Annotated in this window: 7 protein-coding genes; 3 read left to right on the forward strand and 4 right to left on the reverse strand. The window is 62.7% G+C overall.

Annotation, left to right across the window (positions count from 1 at the left end; genetic code table 11):
• Positions 1–543: NAD(P)-dependent alcohol dehydrogenase (locus tag E5W70_RS12280; RefSeq protein WP_292658154.1), on the forward strand; the 543-nt coding region annotated here is incomplete at its 5' end.
• A gap of 48 nt (positions 544–591) precedes the next feature.
• Here E5W70_RS12280 and E5W70_RS12285 read toward each other — a convergent pair.
• The 4 genes from E5W70_RS12285 to E5W70_RS12300 all read right to left on the reverse strand — a co-directional run bounded on the left by E5W70_RS12285 (position 592) and on the right by E5W70_RS12300 (position 3,840).
• Positions 592–1,299, reverse strand: coding sequence for an LssY C-terminal domain-containing protein (locus E5W70_RS12285; RefSeq protein ID WP_292658156.1), 708 nt, complete (start codon positions 1,297–1,299; stop codon positions 592–594).
• 66 nt (positions 1,300–1,365) lie between these two features.
• The gene (locus tag E5W70_RS12290) at positions 1,366–2,220 is read right to left on the reverse strand and encodes an extensin family protein (protein ID WP_292658159.1); all 855 of its coding nucleotides are present in this window, start codon (positions 2,218–2,220) and stop codon (positions 1,366–1,368) included.
• A 116-nt stretch (positions 2,221–2,336) separates the two neighbouring features.
• On the reverse strand, positions 2,337–2,882 hold the full coding sequence (locus E5W70_RS33100) for an extensin family protein (protein WP_366509695.1): 546 nt from the start codon (positions 2,880–2,882) through the stop codon (positions 2,337–2,339).
• Positions 2,883–3,414: 532 nt separating this feature from the next.
• Positions 3,415–3,840: a DUF3775 domain-containing protein gene (locus E5W70_RS12300; RefSeq protein ID WP_292658164.1), complete on the reverse strand. Its 426-nt coding sequence runs from the start codon at positions 3,838–3,840 to the stop codon at positions 3,415–3,417.
• A 237-nt stretch (positions 3,841–4,077) separates the two neighbouring features.
• On the opposite strand from E5W70_RS12300, the gene E5W70_RS12305 reads away from it, so the two are divergent.
• Together E5W70_RS12305 and greA are read left to right on the forward strand one after the other, a co-directional pair.
• Positions 4,078–4,617, forward strand: a complete 540-nt coding sequence (locus tag E5W70_RS12305; RefSeq protein WP_292658167.1) for a tetratricopeptide repeat protein — start codon at positions 4,078–4,080, stop codon at positions 4,615–4,617.
• Positions 4,618–4,934: 317 nt separating this feature from the next.
• A complete protein-coding gene (gene greA, locus E5W70_RS12310) occupies positions 4,935–5,408 on the forward strand; it encodes a transcription elongation factor GreA (protein WP_023719113.1) in 474 nt (157 codons plus the stop codon).
• Positions 5,409–5,649 lie beyond the last annotated feature (241 nt).

Raw genomic sequence — 5,649 nt, forward strand, 5'->3', positions numbered from 1 at the left:
AAGCCGATCCCGGGCGAAACCGTTCTCATCCAGGGCACCGGCGGCGTGTCGCTGTTTGCGCTGCAATTTGCCGCCGCCTTCGGCCTACGCGCCATCGTCACCTCGAGCAGCGACGAGAAGCTCGAGCGGGCGAAGGCGCTCGGCGCCTGGAAGGGGATCAATTATCGCAGCCAGCCGGCGTGGGACGAGGCGGCGCGCGAACTGACAAACGGGGCCGGCGTCAGGCATGTGCTGGAAATGGTCGGCGGCGACAATGCGCGGCGCTCGCTCAATGCGCTGGGCGCCGACGGCAGGCTGTCGCTCATCGGCCTTCTCGGCAGCATGGAGCTCAGTTTTCCGATCATTCCGTTCCTGCGCAACCGGATCGTCGTACAAGGCATATCGATCGGCCACCGCCGCGCTTTCGAGCGAATGAACCAGGCGATCGAGACGCTCGCGATCAAGCCGGTGATCGACAAGGTGTTTGGCTTCGACCAGGTGCCGCAGGCATTTGAGCGCCTGGAGACGGGACCGTTTGGCAAAATCGTGATCACCGTGCCCTGACCTCGTCGGGACGAAAATGGCTGTCAGATGGGAAGGCCGATTGCGCGCCTACGGCAGTTGCAGCAGGACGCCGATGATGGCCTTGCCGTCGGTGAAATAGGGATCGCCTTCGCCGTTGCGCCCGGTCTTTGTGGCGCCGACGCCTGGTATCTCGCTGGTCGAGATCAGCATGCCGGCGGCGGCGAGGTCGCGCATCAGCCCATCGCGCTCGGCGTCGATGTCGGGGCCGATGTGATGGGTGATCGCGCCGGTGTCATGGCTGAGGCCGACGCCGCGGTCGAAGCTTGCCGAGCCAAGCCAAAGCGGCCGGCCGTCGTCGCCGGTTGCATCGGTCTGCCAGAAGCGGACGTGGTGGCGCCGGTCGGCGCTGTCGCCGACCGGCCTTTCGAAGGCGAGGTCCTGGGCGCGGCCTTCAAACAAAAGCCGGCTGACCGGCGCGTCGGGATAGGGGCGGTTAAATAGTACGCTTTCGCCGATCTCGATCGCGGTCTTCAGCGTGATCGCGTCTGCCGTATCCCAGCCGGCGACCGCAAAAGCATGGACAAGCTCCTTCTTCGTGCCGACCATGCCGACATTGATCGGATCGCCCGGAATGCCTTGCGGCGTGTGGGTCACCATCTCGAATTGCTGATTGCGAAAATTGCGGTCCCGCAACGTCCAGAACTCAGGCGCGGCGAAATAGGCGAGCGAAAGATAGGCGGCACAGCATGCCACCAACCAAGTCGTTGCACGTCGTCGAAGGCTTCGTTGGCCCAAGAGGCACCACCCAAGCGTCTGCGCACCATCTTAACCGGCGCAGCAAGTCTTGGGCAGGGGCTGCAATCAGCGGCAGGCGCGGTAGCCGTTCTTGCGGTTCTTGATGTCGAAATGGAAATGGTTGCGGTGGTCGTAATTGTAGCCGGGGCCGAGCACGGTGGTGAAATACTGGCAGCCGTCGGCGCGCACATTGTTGAGGAAACCGCGTGTGCGGAAGGCGAACAGGCCGGGCTTGCGGACGTCGATGTCGTCGCCATTGTTGAGCTCGATGCTCATCACGTCGAGCGCATTGCCCTTGCCGTGTTCCGACAAAACACCTTCGCCGGCAATCCTGCGGCAGGAATAGCTCGAGCCCTGGTGGATGGTCTTGACGCCTGAAAAATAGCGCCAGCGAGCCGACGGCACGAGTTCATTCCTGGTCCAGCCGGCAAAGGTGGCGGCCATGTCGCATGTCAGCGTCGCGGCCGGCTTCATCTCGACGCTGCCGATGGCCGAGACCTTGACCGGATAGTCGATGCCGCACTGGCCTTCATGGATCGGCGCAACGTCGGTGTAGACGACGCCGAGGCGTTTCAGTTCCTTGCGGCAATCGATCTCTGCGGCCGGCATCTGTTCGGCCGGCGACATCGGGTTATCCAGGCGCGGATAGGCGGCCGTCATATAGGGATTAGACGGGACGAGACGCTGCATGCCGGAATATTCCGGGCCGGAATCTTGGGGGCCGGAATATTGTGGGTCGGAATTGGGCGGGACGGCAGCGGTCTGGCTGCCGACGTCGACGGCCGGCTGCAGCGACAGCACGCTGCCGGTATTGCAGGCCGAGACCGTCGCAATGGCAAGCATGACGGCAAGCCTGCCGGCCACGCGCGCGCATTCTGTGTGCCGCGCAGCGGCAAGCGCAGCGCGAAGTAGCCCGGCCATCGGAAGGGTTCCTGTCCCCAGATGGCACAGACTCTAAACCTGAAGAGTAAAGGAAAAATCAGCGGCGCCGTTCACGCCTGCGGCCAAATTGCGGCGCCTCCTATCGGCGCCCGAGGTCATTGGCAAAACGTGCCGCCATTGCGGCGCGGTTCGAGGTCGAAGTGGAGATGCAGCGAATGATCGGCATCGCTGCCGGGGCCAAGCACGGTCTTGAACGGCCCGCAGGCCGCCTTGCGCACTGTATCCAGGAATTTCGCGTCCTTCTCCGGCGGCGTTGGACCGACATCGATCTCTTTGCCGTCGGAGAGCGTGAAGTTGGCGATGTCGAGCGCGTTGCCGAAGGCGTGCTCCGACAGTTTGCCGCCGGCGTGGCGCGGCCGGCAGACGAAGGCGGAGGCCTGGCCGATCGATTTGATATCCGTGCCGAACTCGGCTTTTGCGGCAGGCTGGATGACCGAAGCAGCAAAGCGGACGGCCGCTTCCGCCATCTGGCAATTCAGCTCGGGCTCCGGGCCGATGGCGATGGATTTGCCGAGTGTCTTCAGCACGATCGGGTAGGGGATCGAGCAACCGACCGCCGTATCATGCTCGGGCTTGCGCTCCTCGAAATCGACGCCCATCGACTTCAGCCGCCTGCGGCAGGCCAACTCCTCGCCAGGCATTTCTTTCCCGGCAATGGCGGCCGATCGAGGATCTGGAAGGATTTTTTGCTCCGCCTTTTTGTCTGCCTCGGCCGGGTTTGGTGGTGCACCCGGTGGACTTGCCGGCGGCTCAGCCTGTGCCGGCTTTTCAGAAGGCTGCGGTGCGATCGCCGGCGGCTCCGGCGGCTCGGTCTTTGGTTGGCCATTTTGGGGCTGGCCGCTCTGGGGCTGGCCGTTTGGAGATTGACCGCCTTGGGGCTGAGTGGCCTGGGGCGGCTCAGCCTCCGGGACATCCGCCGGGCGCGGCTCGGGGACCGGGATCTCGGTTGGTGGCGGCGGAGTGACTTGCTGGTTGAGCTGCGGAACCGGTGCAGTTTGCGGTAGTTCGGGCGCCTTGGCTAAAACGGGTCCCGTCAGCGGCGTAGCCGCAACCGCCAGCAGCAATCTGCCCAATCTGAAAAAGCCAAACGCCGCCATTAGTTCGCAACGGCCAGAATGCGGGGAAGTTGCCTTGGGCGAGGGGGGCGGCCGATCACAATCGGTAACCGCGCCGTCACGCGCCGATCGCTTCCAGGCCTTCCTCGAGCCAGTCCGCTAGCAGCGGCATGCCGAGCAGATATTTTGCCGTGCGCTTGTTGGCGCGCTCGCGGGCGGCGGCCAGCGCGTCCGTCCATTCCGTGGCGTCATAGTCGCCGCGGCCGACCCAGGCCAACGCAATCAGTTCGGCCGCTTCGTCGACATTGAGATCGTCGATCAGCTCGCGCAGTTCTTCCTCGGTGAGATCTTCGGAACTTTCCTCGGCAAGGCCGTCATGATGGTGGTTGTCGTGCGCGTTGCCGTCGAGCTCTACCTCGTGCTCGGCGCCGTCGGCGTAGTCTTCGTTGACGGCGGCGCTGAGCGCCTTCGCCTTGAGGATGAACAGGCGCACGGTGTCGGGACCGATCGAAAGCTCCCAGTCTCGTTCAACGCGTTGCTGCACCGGCCGTCTCCGTGCTTCGTGCTCGGTCGGCCCGATGATAGCGGATTTGCAGCGCTCGTCACGTTCTCTTGCGCGTCGGCGTTAATCGTAAAGCATGATTTCCTATGCCCTCTGTTCCCGGGATAAGATGGCATTCCTGGGAGAGATCGCGGTTTTGAGATAGGATGGCATTTTCCGGGGACGAAACGGCTTCGGCCCGGCGTTAGTGTTGCATTGTCAGGTTCAAAGGAGAGTGTAATGCGCAGACGATTGCTGATTTACGCCATGGCCATCGCCGCCCTGCCGCTGATTGCGGCTCCGGCGTTTTCGGCTGGTGAAGGCGGAGGGGGCGGCAGCGATGGCGGCCAGACGCAGTGCAAGAAGGGGGCGGTTTGGGACAAGAAGCAGAAGAAATGTGTCTCGCCGAAGCAAGGCATGCTGGACGACGACAGCATCTATGATGCTGGTCGCGCGCTGGCGATGGATGGACGCTATGACGAGGCGATCGCCGTGCTCAGCCTCGCCGCCAACAAGCAGGACCCGCGCATCCTCAACTATCTCGGCTATTCGCACCGCCATTCCGGCCGCATCACCGTCGGCCTCGGCTATTACGAGGAAGCGCTGCGCATCGACCCGAATTACACGCTGGTGCGCGAATATCTCGGCGAGGCGCACCTGCAGATCGGCGATCTTGCCGGCGCCCAGGAACAGCTCCGCGAAATCGAGAAGCGCACGGGCAAGGGGTCTCGCGAATACGGCATGCTGTCGGAGCAGATCGATCATTTCATGAGGAGCTGATCCGACCTCCGGAACGCTGCTCATAACCGGCTGCGGCGATCGCAGCCGGTTTTTTACTGTGCTGCACATGCTGCCCCGAACCGGAATTGGCCTCACGGTACACATGATGCGGTCCTTGACGTTAGGTCAGCCGCGCCGTCGGTGGATGATTTTTCAAAATCCGACTTTTTGGACGTGAAAAACCCGCGAAGATTGCTATATCTTGCAAGATTGTGGTGAGACGGTTCCGTTAGCGAGGCTGCCGGACCGTTTTCTTTTTGTACCATCGACAAGGTCGCTCCCGATTGCGGGGGCGGCGGCAGGAAAGGTCAGGCATTATGAACAAGGTCCCGATGACAGGCGAGGGGTTCGCGTCATTGAAGGAAGAACTGCGCTGGCGCCAGCAACAGGAGCGGCCGCGTATCATCGAGGCGATTTCCGAAGCGCGCTCGCATGGCGACCTCTCCGAAAATGCCGAATATCACGCGGCAAAAGAGGCACAGAGCCTGAATGAGGGCCGGGTCAACGAACTCGAGGACCTGATCGCGCGGGCCGAGGTGATCGACGTCACCAAGCTCAGCGGCGACAAGGTCAAGTTCGGCGCCACCGTGGTGCTGGTCGACGAAGACACCGAAGAGAAAAAGACCTACCAGATCGTCGGCGACCAGGAAGCGGACGTGAAGTCCGGCCGCATCTCGATCTCCTCGCCGATCGCGCGCGCCCTGATCGGCAAGGAAGTCGGCGACGCCATCGAGGTCAACGCACCGGGCGGCGCCAGGGGCTACGAGATCGTCCAGGTGCAGTTCATCTAGGACCTTTTGATAATTCTACTCTGGCGGCCGACTAGCGCGGTTTTCTGCGCTTCCGGTGCTCACGTACTTTAAGTACGCTCCGCTCCGGTTCTCGAAAACCACGCTATTCGACTCGCCAGAGCGAATTCTGAAAAGGTCCTATCCAGCGCCTTGTAATTTAAGCGCCAGCAATCTCTCTGCTTCCGCCATCACTTCCGGCGGCGTGACGCTGCGGCCGGGTCTGGCCAGCAGCGTCGACGAG

It is taken from the genome of Mesorhizobium sp., assembly GCF_005063415.1.
GTDB lineage: Bacteria > Pseudomonadota > Alphaproteobacteria > Rhizobiales > Rhizobiaceae > Mesorhizobium.

Bases quoted from the DNA above. Each gene is read 5' to 3' on its own strand.
- E5W70_RS12290 (WP_292658159.1), bottom strand. From the start codon at position 2,220: ATGGCCGGGCTACTTCGCGCTGCGCTTGCCGCTGCGCGGCACACAGAA.
- greA (WP_023719113.1), top strand. From the start codon at position 4,935: ATGAACAAGGTCCCGATGACAGGCGAGGGGTTCGCGTCATTGAAGGAA.
- E5W70_RS33100 (WP_366509695.1), bottom strand. From the start codon at position 2,882: ATGCCTGGCGAGGAGTTGGCCTGCCGCAGGCGGCTGAAGTCGATGGGC.
- E5W70_RS12305 (WP_292658167.1), top strand. From the start codon at position 4,078: ATGCGCAGACGATTGCTGATTTACGCCATGGCCATCGCCGCCCTGCCG.